Raw genomic sequence first — 17523 nt, 5'->3', positions numbered from 1 at the left:
TGGGACGTCATCGCCAACACGAGGAGCCCCGGGCTCCGGTGGCGCGATCCGATGATTCTCTGGCGCGATCGGATTGGCGTGGGAGGGAGCCGCCCGTGAGTCTTGGCGCACCGAATCTCCGGTGCGTCAAAGGACGGTTCCCATGTCGAAGGTCTGGCTCATCACTGGAAGCTCCCGCGGCCTCGGTCGCGACCTCGCGAAGGCCGTGCTGGCGGCCGGCCACCGCCTCGTGGCCACGGCTCGCAAGCCGGAGCAGCTGCGGGAGCTCGTCGAGCAGTACGGCGAGCAGGTGCTCCCCATCGCGCTGGATGTGACCGACCCGGCGGCCGCTCGGGCGGCTGTCGCCGCGGCGACCTCCACCTTCGGGCGCCTGGACGTCGTGGTGAACAACGCCGGCTACGCGAACGTGGCCTCCATCGAGGACGTGGCGGAGGACGACTTCCGCGAGCAATTCGAGACGAACTTCTACGGAGTCATGCACGTCACGCGCGCGGCGCTGCCTGTCATGCGCGCGCAGCGCGATGGGCACATCATCCAGATCTCCTCCATCGGCGGGCGCACGGGGAGCCCCGGGCTGGCGGCCTATCAGTCCGCGAAGTGGGCCGTGGAGGGCTTCTCGGAGGTGCTCTCCAAAGAGGTGGGGCCGCTCGGCATCCGCGTGACGCTCGTCGAGCCCGGGGGCTTCCGCACCGACTGGGCGGGCGCTTCGATGCGCGTGGACCCTGTCAGCGACGCGTACCAGCCGACCGTCGGCGCCTTCATGGAGAACGTCCGCAAGCATGCCGACGGCGGTCGGGGCGACCCGGCGAAGGCCGCGCGGGCCATCCTCCAGATGGCCTCGGAGAAGCAGCCCCCGCTGAGGCTGTTGCTCGGCTCCGATGCCGTGTTCCTCGCGGGCGCCGTCGCGGCGCAGCGTGCGGAGGAGGACGCCCGGTGGAAGGCGCTCAGCCTGTCCACCGATTACGATGGCATGGTGGACTTCGCCGAAACCCCCGTCGCCAGGATGCTGTCCGCGCAGAGGAGCTGACGTGGCCGCAGATCTCGTCCCCGTGCCGAGCGTGCTGCTCGACCGTCTCGCCACCCTTGGTGTCGACGTCGAGCGCGTGCTGCGGCACGCGGGCATCCTGCTCTCGCGGTTCCAGGAGCCCCGGGCCCACCTGACGACCCGTGAGTTCATGGCGCTCTGGCACGCCGTGGAGGCCGTCGGCGGGGGGCGGGAGCTCGGCCTGCGCATCGGCTCCGAAGCGCGGCCCCACCAGTACGACGTCGCGTCGATGGCCGCGCTCCACGCTCCGAACCTCGGCGAGGCGCTGAAGAAGCTCGCGCGGTACAAGCGCGTCGTCTGCCCGGAAGAGGTCGTGAACGAGGTCTCCCACGGCGAGGCCCGGGTCCGCTTCCACTGGCTGCTCGCCGAGGGCCCGCTGCCCATGTTCCTCGTCGATGCGACGTTCGCCTCCACGCTGGCGCTCGCCCGGCGCGGCACGGGCAAGCCGCTCGTCCCGCGGCGCCTCGAGCTCGCGCGGCGGCGCTCCGACGTGGAGCTGCTCACCCGTCACTTCGGGTGCAAGGTCCGCTTCGACGCGCCGGTGGACCTGCTCGTCTTCGACGAGAGCGCGCTCGCCGAGCCCTTCGTCACGCACAACGCCGACCTGCTGACGCTCCTCGTTCCCGGCCTCGAGACGGCGCTGAATGAGCGGTTGGAGCGGCGCAGGCTCGCGGACGACGTGCGCACGGCGCTCCGTCGTCGCATGCACGGTGAGCGCCCCTCGGTGGAGAAGCTCGCGAAGGAGCTGCACCTGAGCCCGCGCACGCTCCAGCGCCGGCTCGAGGAGGAGGGGACGACCTATCAAGGGCTGCTCGACGAGGTGCGCCGCGAGTCCGCACGCAGGCTCCTGGTGAGCACCGACCTCGACGCCAGTGAAGTGGCGTTCCTGCTGGGCTACGAGGAGCTGAACTCGTTCATCCGTGCCTTCACGGGCTGGGAGGGCACGACACCGGCCCGCTGGCGTGGGGTCGAGCGGACCCGCACGCCTGCTCCCTGACGCGTCCATTGCCTCCCTGACGTGTCAGGGGCCCCACGCGGGCCGCCGCTCCCTCGCGGGCCCCGAGGGAGGACCTCCCCGGAGACCCCTGCGAACGCTGGCACGTGGCTTGATTGAGTGCTGCCGCGCGCTCCGAGAGGACCTGACAATGAATGACACGAAACGGCTGTCCCTGCTGCTCCTGGCGTTCCTGACACTCCCTGTCGCCGCCTTCGCGGCCACGCCGACCTACCAGACCCAGTCCATCGAGGGCTGGACGGTGAATGTCGACACCCGCCTGCCGGCGACGAACAAGGCCGCGACGGACAAGGCCGTCGCGCTGCTGACGGGGCAGTTGAGGGACATCGTCCGGCTCGTCCCCGCCGGGCCCGTGGCGCAGCTGCGCAAGGTGACGCTGTGGCTGTCGCCGCCGTACGCCGGCCAGCCGCCGAGGGCCGAGTACCACACCAGTCCCATCTGGCTGAGCCAGAACGGGCGCAACCCGGCGATGGCGCGGGGCATCGAGATCTCGAACGTCCTCGTCTACGAGGCGGAGTCGCAGCGGATGCCCCTGTTCGTGCTGCACGAGCTGTCCCACGCGTACCAGAACCAGGTCCTGGGCGATGGGAACGCCGACATCAAGGCGGCCTTCGACCGTGCCACCGCGAGCAAGACCTATGACCGCGTGGAGCGCTTCAACGGCCCCGGGCTGCCCAACACGTTCGAGCGCGCCTACGGCATGAACAACGCGGGCGAGTTCTTCGCGGAGACGACCGAGGCGTTCTTCGGCCGCAACGACTACTTCCCGTTCAACCGGGACGAGCTGACCCGGCATGACCCGACCTCGCTGGCGATGCTCCAGAAGGTGTGGCAGGTCGCGCAGACGCCGGTTCCGCCGCAGCCGACGCCGCAGTCGTCCTCCGTGACGGCCGGCTTCGACCTCCGCTGTCACTACCGGCTGACGACCCTCTGGCAGGGCGAGGGGATGTCGCTGGACATCATCAACGACGGCAGGAACAACACGCCCATCCTCGCGAAGACGGCCGTCGTCTCGGGGCAGCTGTGGAAGTTGATGCCCGAGGCCAACGGCACCTGGAGGCTGGTGACCCAGTGGCGCGGTGTTGGCCTGTCCCTGGCCAACACCGCGGGCAACCGGCCCCTGCTCGTCAACACGGCCGCTGCCCCGGAGCAGCTGTGGCGGGTGACGCCGGAGGTCAACGGCGCCGTCCGGCTGACGAACCTGGCGCAGGGGGAAGCGCTGTCGCTGGACATCATCAACGATGGCAAGAACAACGCGCCCATCCTCGCGAAGAAGGCACTCGTGTCGGGACAGCTGTGGAAGGTGATCCCCGTGAGCCCCTGTCCGTAGCGGGCTGGTGTAGACAGCACCCATGGTCCTCCTCACGGAGAATGGCGCCCGTCGGGGCCCGAGGGCGCGCTGTCCTTCCTGCACGCGGTTCAACGCGCCGGGCCTTCCGTGCCCGGAGTGCGGCTGCGGCCCCGTGCCGCCCGAACGCTATGGCGCCGCCCGGATGCTGTTCCACGCAGGGGTGGACCGCTTCGCGCTGATGGAGCGGCTGGAGGCGCTGGCGCCGTCGCAGGCGGAACACCTGGAGGCTCAATACGCCACGCTGTGGACCGGGGTGCGCCGCCTCCTGGAGGACGTGCGCCGCTGGGAGCCGGACCTCCTGCTCGGAGGCTTCCCGGAGGAGGTGGAGGACCTGTGGGCGCGGTGGCTTCCCTGGCGGGTGCCCTCCTTCGAAGCCGGGGACGACGGGAGTCCCGTCGAGGAGCTGCGCGGGCTCGAGGCGCTCGCGGCGGTGAACCGGGGAGAATCCTCCCCGGCCCAGGTGTCCGCCGCGGTCTCCTGCCTGCACGACGAGGGACGCTTCGGCCTGGAGGCGGCGCTGGCCCTGACGCGGTGGCGGGTGTGGCCGTATGTCCGGCTCTCCAGGCAGGGGCGCGAGCGCATCCAGCAGAGCGCCCGCGTCATCGCCGCCCGGTACCCGGAGCACGAGGCCCGCGCCGCCGTGGCCTGGGTCCGCGCCGCGGGACGGGAGCCGGAGGTGGACATCCTCTTCACGCTGCGAAAGGGGCTGCACCACCCGGAGGCCGACGTGCGCTTCGAGTGCGCCCTCTGCCTGGAGGACGAGGACGGGCTGCTCGCCGCGCTGGACTCACCCGACGCGAGGGTGGCCTCCGAGGCCCGCCGCAGGCTGGCCGCGCGGGGCTCCGCGAAGCTCCTGGACCGCCTGTCCGCGAGCGGCGACGCGGACTTCGCCCGCGACGTGCTGAAGCGGCTGTCCACGTCCGGGCCTCCGGGCGCGCTGGGCGTGTTGCTCTCCGTGTCGGCACGGGTGAAGGGCGGGCTCGCCAGCGAGCTGCACAGGTGGGCGACCGGGAAGCCCTTCGCGGAGCTGCCGGCGGAGGACCAGACGCGCTGGGCCACCTGGGCGCGAAGCACCTTGCGCGAGCTTCCCGCCGAAGACGCGCTGCGCTTCCTGGAATGGGCCGCCGCCGCGCCGGACGCCGGGGGCTCGGAGGCGGTACGAGCCTTCGAGTCCGCCGCCGCCGAGGCACTCGCGCGGGCCACGCCGCCCGAGCGGGCGCGGCTGCTCCGCGGCTCTGAGTTCGTGCGGTTCCTCTCGCTGGCGGGGCCCGGGGAGACACCCCTGCTCCACATCTGGTCCCGCGACGAGGCCTGCGCGGAGCCGCTGCTCGACACGCTGGTGTCGCTGACGGGGCGCATGGACCGGTGGGGGCAGTCCGCGAACGGGCAGGCGGCGCGGCTGCTCATGGCGGTCTGGGCGCCGCCCGCGAGGGAGCGGCTGCTGGGCCCACTGGCGGCGGCGGTGAGGTCCTGGAGCGGCATCTCCGGCCGCGAGGAGCTCATCGAGGCCGTGTGGCGGCGCTTCCAGGAGTCGCCGGAGGAGCGCGCGGACCTGCTGACCACCTTCGAGCCCTGGCGGCGGGAGCTGTGGGAGCGGCAGTGCGCGGCGGAGCCGGACCCCGTCGCGCGCTTCGAGACCTGGTGGCGCGTGGACGCGCCCACGCGGCTGCCGGAGCGGGTGAACGACCTGGTCCGCGAGTCTCCCATGAAGGTGGAGGACCTGCCCCGGCGCCTCGCGCGCGTGTGGGCCGCGGCGGAGTCGCGCGTGGACGCGTGGCCCCGGTCCACGTCGCTCGCCGTGTCGTACGCGGCGGCGGTGCTGTCCGGCGAGCTGCGCAGTGGGGCGGACGCGCTCGCTCCCGAGGCGGAGCGCTTCCTGGCCTGGTTCCCGGACTTCGAGCGCCGGGTCCTCGCCGCGCCGCCGGCCGAGGGCGAGTCGAGCTACCACCGCCACTTCCTGGAGGACCTCCACGTCGACGTGCGGTTGATGCGCGAGCGGCTCGAGCGCCTGCGCGAGGACGCGGAGCGGGCGCGGGAGGAGGAGCTGCGGCGGAAGGTAGAGGAGTCGCGGAGGAGGGACGAGGAGCGACGGGCCGAGGCGGCCCGGCTCGACACCGAGCGCCGCGCCGAGGAGGCGCGCGTCCACTCCGCGAAGCTCCTGGCGTCGCTCCCGCCCGTGACGACAGCCCTTCCGCTCCCGGGCGTGCCGGGTCTGCCCATCGACGACGAGGTCGTCCTGGAGGGCGCGCGGCTCGCCACGTTGATGCACTACGTGCGGCTCTTGAAGGCCATGAGCGGCGGCGCCGACGTGCTGGCGCTGTTCGCGGCGCACGGGCTGACGGTGGAGACCTGGACCGTCGAGTGCAACGCCTGGGGTCAGGTGATGATCCGGCGCCCGGACCTGGCCATGCGCTTCGGCGCGCTGATGGCGGCGCCCTGGGGCTGAGCGCCCCCGGGCTCCACTTCACAGGCGCCCGCGTCCACCGTCAGGAGGGTGGGGGAGCATCCGGTTCCCCCGGAACCCCTCTTCCGGCAAGGAACCCCTCCATGGCTCCCGCTCTCGCTCCCAAGCAGTATCCGTTCACCGTCGTCGGCGTCCTGGAGATCTTCTACGAGGACGGCGGAGAGCTGAAGAAGTGGGTCGGTTCCGGGTACCTCCTGAAGACGGCGGCGTATCCGGACCGCAGGGACCTCGTCCTCACCGCCGCGCACAACCTCGTCTACCTGCGCAATCCGAGACTGCAGGAGGTGCACTTCACCGTCTACGGAGACCGCGACGTCTACTCCATCGCGGCGCGTGAGAACGGCAGCCTCCGGTACGCGATTGCCCCGGACTACGACAAGCACCCGGACAACCCGGCGCTCGACTTCGGGGTGATGGTCCTCCAGGAAGGCGCGGGCGGTGCGAATGAGCCCCTGTCGCTGACCGTCGTCGGCGACACGCTCCGCGTGGCCGCGACCATCGCCGGAGGCGTGAGCGCCAGGGTGAAGGTGGACGACCGCAGGGTGTACTGCAGCGCCGTGACGGCCGAGAAGCAGAAGTACACGCCCCTGTACTACCCGGTGGATGCGACCGCCGCCGGGATGAGTGGCGGCCCCGTGCTCGTCGAGCAGCACTCCGCGTGGAGCTCCATCGGCGTTGTCACAGGGACGGGAGACGTGGACGGCACCCTCCGCGGAATCGCGGCGCCAATCTTCGCGCAGACGGCGAAGATCATCGACACGCTGATTGCGACCTCACTCGCCGGGTAACAGACGGGTGACCGGGCAGATGTACAAAAAACCGTTAATTCTGAATTTGCATGTCTTACATTGATTAATGGTTTTGGTGAGGAGTAAGAGTTGGTTGGCGCGATCTTGCGCCCTGAGCCTCCTTCCAGAGGAACCATGCTCAACAAGAAGTTGCTACTTGCGAGCCTGCTGATGTCTGGCGCGGCCTCGGCCTCGTGGGTTGACCGGCCCGTGACACTCATTGCCCAGCAGTACGACCAGTGGTGCCATGCGGCGTCCATCGACATGGTCGCCACGTACTGGGGCGACAGTTTCTGGACCCAATGTGACATCGTGAAGAAGGAGTTCGGCTCCACGACGTGTCCCAACTCGCCCACGGCCTCCATTGACCAGACGTGTACGGGCCTGCAGGCCATGGGCTACCTGTGCAGCGTCAACTACGCGCCGCTGACGTTTGCCCAGTCGTTCTCGGACGTCTACACAAACAACCGCCCCTTCATTCCTCGCATCGGCTGGACGAGCGGTGGCGGTCACATCATGGTGATGCGCGGCGTTGACGACGTGGGGCAGTACGTCAAGTACAACAACCCGCTGCCGGTGGGCACGGGCTCCACCTCCTCGTGGGTGACGTACACGTACTTCAAGAACAACAGCAGCTGGAACTGGACGCACACCGTCTGGAACATCCGGAAGTAGCCCCTTCAGGCAACCACAGGTGAATCCCATGAACGCGATGAAGTCTTTCGTTTCGACGTGTGTGGCCCTGGTCCTGATGGCGGGCACCTCCTCCCTGGCGGCGGATGCCGACCAGGCGCGCATCGACGAGCAGGTGTCCTTCGGCCTCAAGGAGGTCCAGCGCATCCTGGAGCGCGAGGCCGCGGGCCTGGCGGAGTTCGGCATCCAGGACCGCGGTGAGCTGCAGAAGCTCCAGGTGGGTGCGCCCATCGAGGCGTACCGGCTGGACCCGAAGGGCCTGGAGGCGTACGCGCCGGGCAAGAAGATTGCCCCGCTGCTGACGCCGATGGAGGAGCTGTACTACCCAGTGCTGGTGAACGGGAAGGCGCGGCTGGTGATGTGGCTGGCGAAGCTCGACGGCACCTGGCAGTTCGCCGGCTTCGGGCAGTCCGACCTGGGCCCGGCGCTCGCCGGGCTGACGGCGCGGCACGCGAAGGCCGGCGCCCGGCTGAAGGTCGTCATCCAGGCGCAGACCCAGGCGAAGCTGCTCCTGGTGGAGCAGGGCGGCGCGGAGAAGCTGTTCTACCTCTCCAGCCACCCCTGGAGCTTCAACGCCGCCATCCGCAGCGACCTGACGGAGCTGCGTCAGCCGGAGTTGATGGAGCAGCTCAAGGAAGCCACGCGGCAGATGCTGCGCAACTGATGATGTGACGTCTGTCTGTCTTTGAGTGCCCGCGGCCCGCCCGGAAGTCCTCCGGACGGGCCGTGGTGCTTTGGGGGAAGGACCGGCCGCGTCCAGGCCCGTCCTCACCGGCCGCTGCTGCCGTCCACGGGAGCAAGCAGCTCGTTCATGGGCAGCTCCATGCCCTGGCGAGCCAGATAGGTGACCATCACCACCTTGCCATCGGCCGAGTCCTCCGAGCGCATGGACAGGAAGCCCCCGTTCCACACCTGCCGTCCCGGCGTCATGAACGCCGTGCGGACGAAGGTCTGCGAGCGCTCGGGGTCTCCGTGCTCGGTCTCGATACGGCACATGCTCGCGCGGCACTCGACGGACCGGAGCAGGGAATGGTCCGGAAGCGCTGCTCGCACGCCTCCCTCCGCGGTGTGCTCCGCGTCGCGGGCCCAGGCGGTATCGGGAGGCTCGGTGCCGAAGCGCTCTTCGATGCGCTCGCTCACCACCTCCACCGGAACGGGCCTGGGCGCGGAGACGGGGCCGGGAAGGGGTTGCTGCTCGGCCACGGGCGTGGGGGCGGTGGGCGTCTTAGCAGGCACCTCGACCCGGACCTCGCGGACGACCGGAGTGGGTACGTCCTCGCGCGGAGGGGGCACCTCTCGTCGCTCGGTGGCCAGCAGCTCCACCCGGGTGGACAGCGCTTGAAACGCCTCATGCGCGTGCTGCTGTTGGACGAACGAGGCGATGAGCCACGCACCGGCCAGGGTGCCAACCACCAGGACATGCCAGGTCTTCATTGGGACGTACCCTCGGGGAGAAGAGGGGCCGCCGCTGCCCGTGAAGAGAGGACAGCGGCGGCCCGGTGGGATTACAGGCCCCAGCTCACGCTGTTCACGCGGCCGCCCTGGTTCACCCAGCACGCGATGTTCAGCGTGCCGAGGTCCGGCGCGTAGGCTCGGCCCAGCTCGATGCCCGCGGAGGCGCCGAAGGTCGGCAGGTAGATGATGGAGCCGCCCCAGACCAGGCTGACCCCCTTGTCGAGGCCGAACACCTGGCAGCCGACGTTGTTGGCGCTGGTGGCGCCGTAGGCATTCACGTAGCCCCAGTAGGAGCCGGAGGTGTCGATGGGGAGGGGGAACTCGAGGACGCGGGTGCCGGAGCAGTTGTTGGTGAGCGTGCCGTACCACTCGGAGAAGCAGGTGGCGTCGGCCGGGTTGGTGGGCTTGCCGCTGAAGGCGGACACACTGCGCGCCTGCGCGGAGCCAGCGAAGGTGGAGAGGGCGAACAGCGAGGCAACGACGGTACGGGTGTGACGGTTCATTGTTTCCTCGGGATGACTGTGCTCGACGCTGATGCGTCGCCCGGCCCCTTGTGCACCCCGTGTGCCGCCGCGCTTCTCGCGCCTGTTTCCCTCTGGGCGTGAGGCGAAGGCCCGTCCGCGAGGGGCTCCGTCGGGTGTGACCGCCCGCGGGCCGCGCGCGCTGTCACACGGGAAGGAGGTGGATCCGGGCGCCGCGCTGCTTCGGCGGCCTGTCCGGACGCAGCGGGTCCTGGCGTCCGCTATATTCGGCGCCGCTTGGACGAGATGCCGAGGCACTGGAGGGAGCCGCGAAATTGAATCCACCCGATGCACTCCTGGGGGCCCTGGTGGGCCAGTACCGCATCACGCGGGAGCTCGCTCGCGGCGGCATGGGCGTGGTGTACGAGGCCGTCCACGAGGCCATCGGGCAGCGCGCCGCCGTGAAGGTCCTCCAGGACCTGTCGGGCCGGGCCTCGTCGCGGTCGCGCTTCCTCAACGAGGCTCGCGCGGTGAGCCTCGTGCATCATCCCGGGCTGGTGCGCGTCTTCGACTTCGGTGAGCTCCCCACGGGGAAGCCCTACATCCTCATGGAGCTGGTCGAAGGTGAGTCGCTCCGGGAGCGGCTCGCTCGCGGGGGCCCGAGCCTGGAGGTCGGCACGGCCCTGCGCATCGCCCGGCAGATTGCCGCCGCGCTTTGCGCCGTGCATGCCCGGGACATCATCCATCGCGACCTCAAGCCCGAGAACGTGATGCTGGTCCGCGACGAGGAGGCGGCAGGCGGCGAGCGGGTGAAGCTGCTCGACTTCGGCATCGCCCGGCTCGTGGGCGATGGGAGCGTGCGGACCACCGAGGGTGTCGTGCTCGGGACGGCGCTCTACATGGCACCGGAGCAGTGCGCGGGGAGCGACGACCTCGACGACCGCGCGGACGTCTACGCGCTCGGCGTCGTCCTGTATGAGCTGCTCGCGGGCGGGCCTCCCTTCCAGGGGGAGCCGACCGCCGTCATGCGGCAGCACCTCTTCCAGGAGCCGCCTCCGCTTCCCGAGCGGCTCCGACTCCCCGGCGAGCTCCCAGCCCTGCTGCGCCGGATGCTGGCGAAGGAACCCTCCCGCCGCCCGCGCATGGTGGAGCTGGCGGAGGCACTTCAGCAACTGGAGCGAGGCGTCTTCGTGGAGGCGCCTGGCCCCGACTCACGGGAGCTCGCGAGGCCCCCCGGTGGGCCGGACACGCGGGATGGCCTTCCCACCGTCGCGGAGCGGAGGCCTCCGCCCGCGAGCCTGCCTCCGCCCTCGCGCCGCTGGCCCGGCGGACGGGTCGGTGCGGCCGTGGGCGTGGTGCTCCTCGCGGCTCCGGCGGCCTGGGTCGTCACGAGGAAGCCCGAGCAGCCCCGGGCTCCGGCGCTGGATGGAATGGTGTGGCTGGCGGGGGGCGTTTCCGCATGGGCAGCACGCCCGAGGAGCTAGAGGCCTGGTGCGCGAGCGCTCCCGGTGGCTGCACTCCCGACGACCGCAAGCGCCTGGAGCGAGAGTTGCCCGCCCATGATGTCACGCTCTCGCCATTCCAACTGGACCGGCGCGAGGTCACCCAGGGCCAGTTCACCGCGTTCCTCAAAGGGATGGTGGCGTCGGTGGAAGTCCGCGAGGACCGGGACGACCACAGTCCGCGCTTCGTCTACGAGCGCTCTTCCGGGCTCCTGCTCGCGGACCTCCATCCCGGGGCTAGCGGCATCGCGCCCGCCGCGCAGGGCCACTTCGCCGTGCGGCCTAGCATGGAGGACAAGCCGGTGGTCCAGGTGACATGGGATGGCGCTTCGCGCTACTGCCGGTTCCTCGGCAAGCGCCTGCCCACCGAGGCCGAGTGGGAGCTTGCCGCGAGCGGTGTCGCGCGCCGCGTGTATCCCTGGGGAGATGCGCCGCCACGGTGCGAAGGAATCGTCTTCGGCCGTCAGCCCGGGGCGGGCTGCGAGTACCTTCCCTCGACGCTGGTGGACGTGGGCTCGGCCCCGGACGACGTGACGCCCGAGGGCATCCATGACCTTGCTGGCAGCGTGGCCGAGTGGGTGGGGGACGCCTTCACGCGGCCCTATTACGAAGACTGTGGCGAGTGCCTGAATCCCCGTGCCCCCGAGCCTGACGTCCCCATCCATGAGGACCTGCGACTGTTCCGGGGCGGCTCATATCAGTCGGATGCGCTCCTCTCCCGCTCGGCCACGCGCAGCCGCTGGAAGCGAGGGGGCGTGATGGCGGGGCTGGGCCTTCGCTGTGCTTCGGATTGAAGCGTGAGGCCTGTGGCCATCACGCGCTGGAAGCCGATACACTTTTCGAGATGAGGAGGGGGTATGAAGAGCGACGAACCGAAGAAGCTTCAATGGGCAATCGAGTACCTGGGGGCGAAGGGACGTCTCCTGCGCATGGAGCCGGGTAAGGCCAAAAACCTGGGGGAGCGCACCTACTACGCGGTGGAGGGCGCGCTCCCCAAGGACCGGGCGCTCGTGTACGTGCTGTCGATGGACGCGAAGTCCCGCGTCGTCCGGATTGCGTTGATGGCTGCCATCAAGCAGCTCGGCGTCAAGGCCGGGAGCGTGGTTCGGCTGCCCCAGGAGGGCGCCTTCCTGCACAATGGCTCCAAGGGCTCCATCCACGTCGTGGCCACCAAGAGCGTCCTCACTCGGGCGAAGCTGGCGGAGCTCATCGGAGGCCGGGAGCCTCCACCGGACCCGACCGAGCGCCCCATCACCTGACCTGACATGAACACCACCGAGAAGAAGCCGCCCGTCCGCGTCTCCCGGCCGCCGGCTACCGCCTCCCTGGTGCTGGTCTTCTCGGGCAAGGAGTTGCTGGTGCCGCCCCGGCGCTACACTCCCGGCCGCGACGGGCTGTTCATCGGCCGGGAGGTGGAGCAGGGCATCTGCCTGCCGGAAGACCCCCGGCTCTCACGCCGACACGCCAGCGTCCACCGGAGCCCCCTGGGCGGTCTGCGTCTCGTGGACGAGGGCAGCAGCAACGGCACCTGCGTCAATGGCAAGCGCGTCACCGAGTCGCCCCTGGTGGATGGCGACGTCATCTCCGTGGGGGACTCGCTCCTGGTGGTCCGCGTGGAGCCCGAGGGGCTCGGGGACGCGCCGGTGCCCGAGCTGCTCGGGACTTCGGTGGCCGCGCGCCGCCTGCGCGCCGTTCTCGCCCAGGTGGCTCCGAGCGACGCCACCGTGCTGCTGCTGGGGGAGACCGGCTGCGGCAAGGAGGTGGCCGCGCGGGCGCTGCATCAAATGTCCGGGCGCAAGGGGGCCTTCGTGCCCGTGAACTGCAGCGCCATCACCGAGAGCCTGGCCGAGAGCCAGCTCTTCGGACAGTTGGCGGGCGCCTTCACCGGGGCTGTGGCGCGCCCGGGCCTGTTCCGCGCCGCCGACGGTGGCACGCTCTTCCTGGACGAGGTGGGCGACCTGCCCGCGGCCTTGCAGCCCAAGCTCCTGCGGGCCGTCCAGGAGCGTGCGGTGCTCCCGGTGGGAGGCACCACGCCCCAGCCGTGCGACGTGCGCATCGTCGCCGCCACCCACAAGGATTTGCGCGCGGCGGTGGCCGGGCAGTCGTTCCGGGGAGACCTCTACGCGCGCCTGGCCGAGTTTCCCGTTCACCTGCCGCCCCTGCGAGAGCGCCGCGAGGACGTGCCGCTGCTGCTGGCCCACGCGCTCGGGGCACCAGCGCCGAGGCTGGAGGCGGAGCTGGTGGATCGGCTGCTGTTGTATGAGTGGCCGTTCAACGTGCGCGAGTTGCTCGCGCTGGCGAAGCTCTTCCGCATCCAGGGCGGGGCCGGCCCCTACGGGCTGGCGCTGGTCGAGGGGCGGCTCACGCCTCCTTCGAGTCTCGGAGCGGAGTCCGCAGCTCCCGTTGTGGCCGAGGAACTCTCGGACGCTCGGGATGAAGAAGCGCCGGAGCCTCCGCCCGACAGGGCCCGGCTCGAGGAGCTGCTGCGGCAGCACCGGGGCGTGGTGGCCGACGTCGCGCGGGCCATGTCACGCTCGCGCAAGCAGGTCTACCGCTGGATTGAGTACCACCGTCTCGACGTGAAGGCCTTCCGCCCCGACGGCGGGGGCAGGGGAGCGCGCACGCCATGAGTCGACCTACCACCGCCCGCGCGGCAGACAATCCCTTCGAGGACCTGGAGGAGGGCGAGGTCGAGACCTTCCTGGGGCCCGTCGCGCGACGCCATGCGCTGCTGATTGGCGTCAACAAGTACAATCATCGCTCGCTGCCCCCGCTCAAGTACGCAGTCAACGATGTCCGGCAGCTCGAGAAGGTGCTGGGCGCCTACAGCTACCGCGTCCAGACGCTCCAGGACGGGAACGAGGCGGCGAAGCAGCCCACGCGCGAGAACGTGGTCCGCGAGCTCCGGGCGCTCGTTCGCAAGGCAAAGCCCGAGGACCTCGTCCTCGTCCACTTCTCCTGCCATGGCAAGCTGAAGGACGGGCAGACCCTGCTCCTGCTGGCCGACACGCACTGGAAGCAGGGCGCATATGCCCAGGCGCTCTCCGTGGAGGAGGTGAAGCAGCTGATGCTGGAGGGACGCTCCCGCCGGCTGGTGCTGCTGCTGGATGCCTGCCAGAGCGGTGAGACTGGACGCGCGGTCCCCGACAAGGATGTCCATACGGGGTTCATGCGCGGCGCCTATCTGAATGCACAGGGCATCGTGGTGCTCGCCAGCTGCAGCGACGGGCAGATTGCCAACGAGCCCGACAGCCTCGGACATGGCGCCTTCACGTACTTCGTGTTGGAGGGGCTCCGGAAGCAGGCCGTGGACCCGACGACGCAGTTGGTCACCACGGGCAGGTTGGCGACCTACGTCACCGAGAAGCTGAGGGCGCGGTGGCAGGGGGAGGGTGACGAAATCGAGCCACTCCAGGTTCCTGAGATGGAGGTGTGTGACGCGGACCTGGCGATTGCCGACCGCTCCCAGCTCACGTCCCCGGAAGCGCTCGAGAGCGGACAGGTCCGCCAGCTCGAGGGCCATACGGGCATGGTCCGGGACATCGTCGCGTCGAGCAACGGCTCCCGCTGGATGACTGCGAGCGAGGACGGCACGGTGCTGCTCTGGGATGCGAAGACGGGCAAGCCGTACGGCAATCCGTATCCCCACGCATGGCCTGTGGTAGCCGCTGCCCTCGCTCCAGATGGCACGGCCATCGCGACGGTGTGGGAGGACGGGGACGGCCTGGCCGCACTGTGGCGCGTGGGCACGGACAAGCCCGCCGTCGAATTTCCCGCGCAGGGACTCCCCGTCTTCTCCGTGGCCTTCAGCGCGGACGGCCGCTACGTCGCCTTGAGCATGGGGTGTGACGCCCTCCTCTGGAACCTGGAGCGCTCCGACTGGGAGGTGGCGCTCATGGGGCACAAGGGGCACGTGGTCTGCACCGTGTTCAGCCGGGATGGGAATCTCGTGGCCACGGCGGGAACCGAAGGAAAGGTGTTGCTCCGGGACGTCCGCACCAAGGAACTTCTCAGGGACCTTCCTGTGCCCAAACGGGCCGCCGGTTCGTTCCGGAGATTGGCCTTCTCGCCGGATGGACGGTGGCTGGCGGGCGGGGGAGGAGGAGGCGACCCGTTGACGCCGGATAATCGCTTGACGGTCCCCCGCGTCTGGAACACCCGGACGGGTGAGTGCGCCTTCTCGCTAGAGGGGCACTCCCGCGAGGTGACGGCGGTGGCCTTCTCTCCGGATGGCCGGCGCCTGCTCACCGGCAGCCGTGACGGCACCGCGCGCCTCTGGAATGCCTCCAGCGGCGCGCCCCTCACGGTGTTCGAGCAGCCCTCCATGGACGTCACAGCCGCGGCGTTCTCCGCGGATGGAAACAGCATCCTCGTGGGGTGCGCGGATGGGAGTGTCTTCGTCTTCGATGCGCGAGAGTCCCACGCGGCGAAGACGAAGACGCGCAAGCCGTCTGGCACTGCATCCCGCCGACGAAAGCGGTGAAGCGGGCAGTAGTTAGCCAGCAGCCAGCAGCGCGGCGACGGCCAGCAGCGCCAGTGCCACGACGTCCGTCGCCGCCACCCGCCGGAGTTCCAGGGTGAGCCCGGGCGTCATCACGTACAGCGCCAGGAAGCTCAGCTTGCTGATGGCGGCGAAGGCCAGGGCCGGATGCCGCACGGAGGGAACGAAGGCGGCGACTCCCAGGCCCACGCCGACACAGGCGAGCAGGACGGCCCGGTGGCGCATCAACAGGGCCATGGCGCCATCGTCGACCCCGATGCCGTACAGGATTACCGTCCGGTCCGGCAGCAGTGCGACGATGCCGGGGATGAGATTCACAGCGCCCACGGCCAGCAGCAGCAGTGTCGCGGCCAGCGCCTTGATGTCCATGTCGTAGCTTCCTCGTGCGTGGTGGAGCCCATGTCCTACGGCATCGCCGCACGCCTCCGCTTTCAAGAACCGGCTACGGCGGCGCCGGTGGTCTTCCTGGCCTCGGCGCGCTCCGCGTATGTCGGCCCGTCGCTGCGCCTCGCGCCGCACCGGAACGCGGTGGCCTGTGTCGCGCTCAGCCTGGGCGAGCCCTTCCGCCTGGCGACCGGAAGCAGCCAGCGAGAAGCCCGCTCCGCTCTCATCCCCGCCAACACGAGGCACCAGCTGACGGCCGGGATCGGTGCCATCGCCTTTCTCTACCTGGACCCGGTGGACGTCGCCGTCACCGGGGGGCCGGGGTGGCGCCAGCGCACGCGGAGCGGGGTGTCACTCGAGCATGCCGGCACGGAGGAGGCCGTCGCCGCCCTGCTGCGCGTGAGGGCGGCGAAGCCGGCGGCGGGACGGCAGGTCCTGGACGTCCTCGGCGGCCTGGTGGAGCCGACGAGGACGCGTGCGGACCGGAGAATCACGGCGGCGCTCCGGAAGCTGGAGCCGGTGGTGGAGGGGCTGGATGCCGCTGAGTGCCGGCTCGACCGGGTGGCCGCCGGCCTGGGGCTGTCCGTGTCCCGGGCCCAGCACCTCATCCGGGAGGTGACGGGCGTGCCGTTCCGGCGCTACCGGACCTGGGTCCGCATGCGAGTCGCGGCCCGCGCGCTCGCCGGTGGCGGAACACTGACCGAGGCCGCCCATACCGCCGGCTTCTCCAGCGCCGCCCACTTCAGCACGGCCTTCCGCACGATGTTCGGCCTGCCTCCGTCCGCGCTCGTCTCGGCGGGGACCCGCTTCATCGTGCTCTCCCCCTGACCCGGCCGCACCTTTGTTTTGTAATGGCTCAGCGGCGGCGAAGGCTCCGCTGGAGGCATTCGAACTCCGCCTCGTCGCCGCTCATCGCCTGGTCGCAGGTCCGCATCAGGCTCGAAGGGTCCTGGTCGACGGTGACCGCCAGACGCACGCACTCCAGCTCCGGCTCGTCACTCTCGAAGACCTCCGCGCAGGTGCGGATGGCATTGGCGGGCTCGTAGCTGGACTTCACCGCCGAGTAGAAGCACTCCAGCTCCGCGGTGTCTCCATCCATGGCCTGCTCACATGCCGCCAGCGCGGCGGAGGGCGCCCGGGACACCTTGGCGGCGACGCGGACGCAATCCAGCTCGTTGACGTCTCCCTCCATGCTCGTGTCACAGGCCTGGATGACGGAGGTCGGGTCGTAGGTGAAGGCGGAGACCACATCGAGGCAGGCCACTTCGTTCTGCTGGCCGTCGAAGGTCCGCCCACAGGCCTGCATCACCGAGGGCACCGAGGCCCAGTTCTGCCGCGGAGGCGGCGGCTGTTGGGGCGGTGAAGGCTGCGGATAGGGCTGGGGCGGCGGGGGCGGGGGATTGGGCTGGGGCGGCGGAGGCTGGGGATTGGACTGGGGCGGCGGAGCGTTGCGGCTCACGCGCAGGGTGAGCTCGGTGATTTCCACGTCGTGCAGCTTCATCCACTCCAGCCGATGCTGGTCATTGCCGCCGCCCACGCGGACCTGGAGCTCGGATGTGCCCTCGTTCCACGGGAGCGGGAAGCTCAGCCGGTCCTGGCCCTTGCGCAGCGCGGCCCGGAGGCTCGTCCCACGCTTCCCTTGAATCTTGAGCACCAGCTCGGGCTGGACCCGGCGGCCCTTCATCCACTCCCAGCTCCGCTCCTGGACCTTGTAGTCGAGGACGAGCTGACCGTTGGACTCGTAGGCGGCGAGCCCCTCGAAGTGGATGTAGCCGGGCTCGGGAGCAGCCGCCGAGACAGTGCTGGACAGGAGGACGAAGACTCCCAAACAGATACTCAACAACCGAGAAATCAACATGCAGTC

The 17523-nt window shown here is 70.2% G+C and carries 17 protein-coding genes; 13 read left to right on the top strand and 4 right to left on the bottom strand.

Annotated features, from left to right (window positions below; all coding sequences use genetic code 11):
- The first annotated feature begins 142 nt into the window (after nucleotides 1–142).
- The 7 genes from G4D86_RS12100 (at nucleotide 143) to G4D86_RS12070 (ending at nucleotide 8020) form a co-directional block, all read left to right on the top strand.
- Entirely contained in the window at nucleotides 143–1027 is an 885-nt protein-coding gene (locus tag G4D86_RS12100; RefSeq protein ID WP_163992883.1) for an oxidoreductase, read from the top strand.
- A 1-nt stretch (nucleotide 1028) separates the two neighbouring features.
- Complete coding sequence (locus tag G4D86_RS12095) at nucleotides 1029–2042, top strand: AraC family transcriptional regulator (RefSeq protein ID WP_163992881.1); 1014 nt, start codon at nucleotides 1029–1031, stop codon at nucleotides 2040–2042.
- A gap of 148 nt (nucleotides 2043–2190) precedes the next feature.
- Nucleotides 2191–3390, top strand: coding sequence for an RICIN domain-containing protein (locus G4D86_RS12090; protein WP_163992879.1), 1200 nt, complete (start codon nucleotides 2191–2193; stop codon nucleotides 3388–3390).
- Between the two features lie 133 nt (nucleotides 3391–3523).
- Nucleotides 3524–5857, top strand: a complete 2334-nt coding sequence (locus tag G4D86_RS12085) for a hypothetical protein (RefSeq protein WP_240360202.1) — start codon at nucleotides 3524–3526, stop codon at nucleotides 5855–5857.
- A 101-nt stretch (nucleotides 5858–5958) separates the two neighbouring features.
- Entirely contained in the window at nucleotides 5959–6663 is a 705-nt protein-coding gene (locus G4D86_RS12080; RefSeq protein WP_163992874.1) for a trypsin-like serine peptidase, read from the top strand.
- A gap of 135 nt (nucleotides 6664–6798) precedes the next feature.
- Entirely contained in the window at nucleotides 6799–7338 is a 540-nt protein-coding gene (locus G4D86_RS12075; RefSeq protein WP_163992872.1) for a papain-like cysteine protease family protein, read from the top strand.
- A gap of 37 nt (nucleotides 7339–7375) precedes the next feature.
- On the top strand, nucleotides 7376–8020 hold the full coding sequence (locus tag G4D86_RS12070) for a hypothetical protein (protein ID WP_163992870.1): 645 nt from the start codon (nucleotides 7376–7378) through the stop codon (nucleotides 8018–8020).
- Nucleotides 8021–8124: 104 nt separating this feature from the next.
- Here G4D86_RS12070 and G4D86_RS12065 read toward each other — a convergent pair whose 3' ends face one another.
- Both G4D86_RS12065 and G4D86_RS12060 read right to left on the bottom strand, forming a co-directional pair.
- The gene (locus tag G4D86_RS12065) at nucleotides 8125–8790 is read right to left on the bottom strand and encodes a hypothetical protein (RefSeq protein WP_163992868.1); all 666 of its coding nucleotides are present in this window, start codon (nucleotides 8788–8790) and stop codon (nucleotides 8125–8127) included.
- A 71-nt stretch (nucleotides 8791–8861) separates the two neighbouring features.
- On the bottom strand, nucleotides 8862–9314 hold the full coding sequence (locus G4D86_RS12060; RefSeq protein ID WP_163992866.1) for a hypothetical protein: 453 nt from the start codon (nucleotides 9312–9314) through the stop codon (nucleotides 8862–8864).
- Nucleotides 9315–9607: 293 nt separating this feature from the next.
- Between G4D86_RS12060 and G4D86_RS12055 the strand changes: the two genes are divergently transcribed.
- The 5 genes from G4D86_RS12055 to G4D86_RS12035 all read left to right on the top strand — a co-directional run bounded on the left by G4D86_RS12055 (nucleotide 9608) and on the right by G4D86_RS12035 (nucleotide 15257).
- Complete coding sequence (locus G4D86_RS12055; protein WP_163992864.1) at nucleotides 9608–10756, top strand: serine/threonine-protein kinase; 1149 nt, start codon at nucleotides 9608–9610, stop codon at nucleotides 10754–10756.
- Nucleotides 10732–11568: a formylglycine-generating enzyme family protein gene (locus G4D86_RS12050; RefSeq protein ID WP_163992862.1), complete on the top strand. Its 837-nt coding sequence runs from the start codon at nucleotides 10732–10734 to the stop codon at nucleotides 11566–11568. The genes G4D86_RS12055 and G4D86_RS12050 overlap by 25 nt, the downstream gene beginning before the upstream one ends.
- A 63-nt stretch (nucleotides 11569–11631) precedes the next feature.
- Nucleotides 11632–12033: a hypothetical protein gene (locus G4D86_RS12045; protein WP_163992860.1), complete on the top strand. Its 402-nt coding sequence runs from the start codon at nucleotides 11632–11634 to the stop codon at nucleotides 12031–12033.
- 6 nt (nucleotides 12034–12039) lie between these two features.
- Nucleotides 12040–13404 (top strand): sigma 54-interacting transcriptional regulator, encoded by a 1365-nt coding sequence (locus G4D86_RS12040; protein WP_163992858.1) that lies wholly within the window; start codon nucleotides 12040–12042, stop codon nucleotides 13402–13404.
- Nucleotides 13401–15257, top strand: a complete 1857-nt coding sequence (locus tag G4D86_RS12035) for a caspase family protein (protein WP_163992856.1) — start codon at nucleotides 13401–13403, stop codon at nucleotides 15255–15257. Before G4D86_RS12040 ends, G4D86_RS12035 begins: the two co-directional genes overlap by 4 nt.
- A gap of 12 nt (nucleotides 15258–15269) precedes the next feature.
- Here G4D86_RS12035 and G4D86_RS12030 read toward each other — a convergent pair whose 3' ends face one another.
- Nucleotides 15270–15644 carry a phosphopantetheine adenylyltransferase gene (locus tag G4D86_RS12030; protein WP_163992854.1) on the bottom strand — a complete coding sequence of 125 codons (375 nt, stop codon included), beginning with the start codon at nucleotides 15642–15644 and terminating at the stop codon, nucleotides 15270–15272.
- 30 nt (nucleotides 15645–15674) lie between these two features.
- On the opposite strand from G4D86_RS12030, the gene G4D86_RS12025 reads away from it, so the two are divergent.
- Nucleotides 15675–16487, top strand: a complete 813-nt coding sequence (locus G4D86_RS12025; protein WP_163992852.1) for a helix-turn-helix transcriptional regulator — start codon at nucleotides 15675–15677, stop codon at nucleotides 16485–16487.
- Nucleotides 16488–16515: 28 nt separating this feature from the next.
- On the opposite strand, the gene G4D86_RS52090 is transcribed toward G4D86_RS12025, so the two are convergent.
- Nucleotides 16516–17487 (bottom strand): hypothetical protein, encoded by a 972-nt coding sequence (locus G4D86_RS52090; protein WP_205519546.1) that lies wholly within the window; start codon nucleotides 17485–17487, stop codon nucleotides 16516–16518.
- Between the last annotated feature and the right edge of the window lie 36 nt (nucleotides 17488–17523).

This window comes from Pyxidicoccus caerfyrddinensis (assembly GCF_010894405.1).
GTDB classification, from domain to species: Bacteria; Myxococcota; Myxococcia; order Myxococcales; family Myxococcaceae; genus Myxococcus; species Myxococcus caerfyrddinensis.
This window is presented reverse-complemented; position numbering and strand designations above follow the sequence as displayed.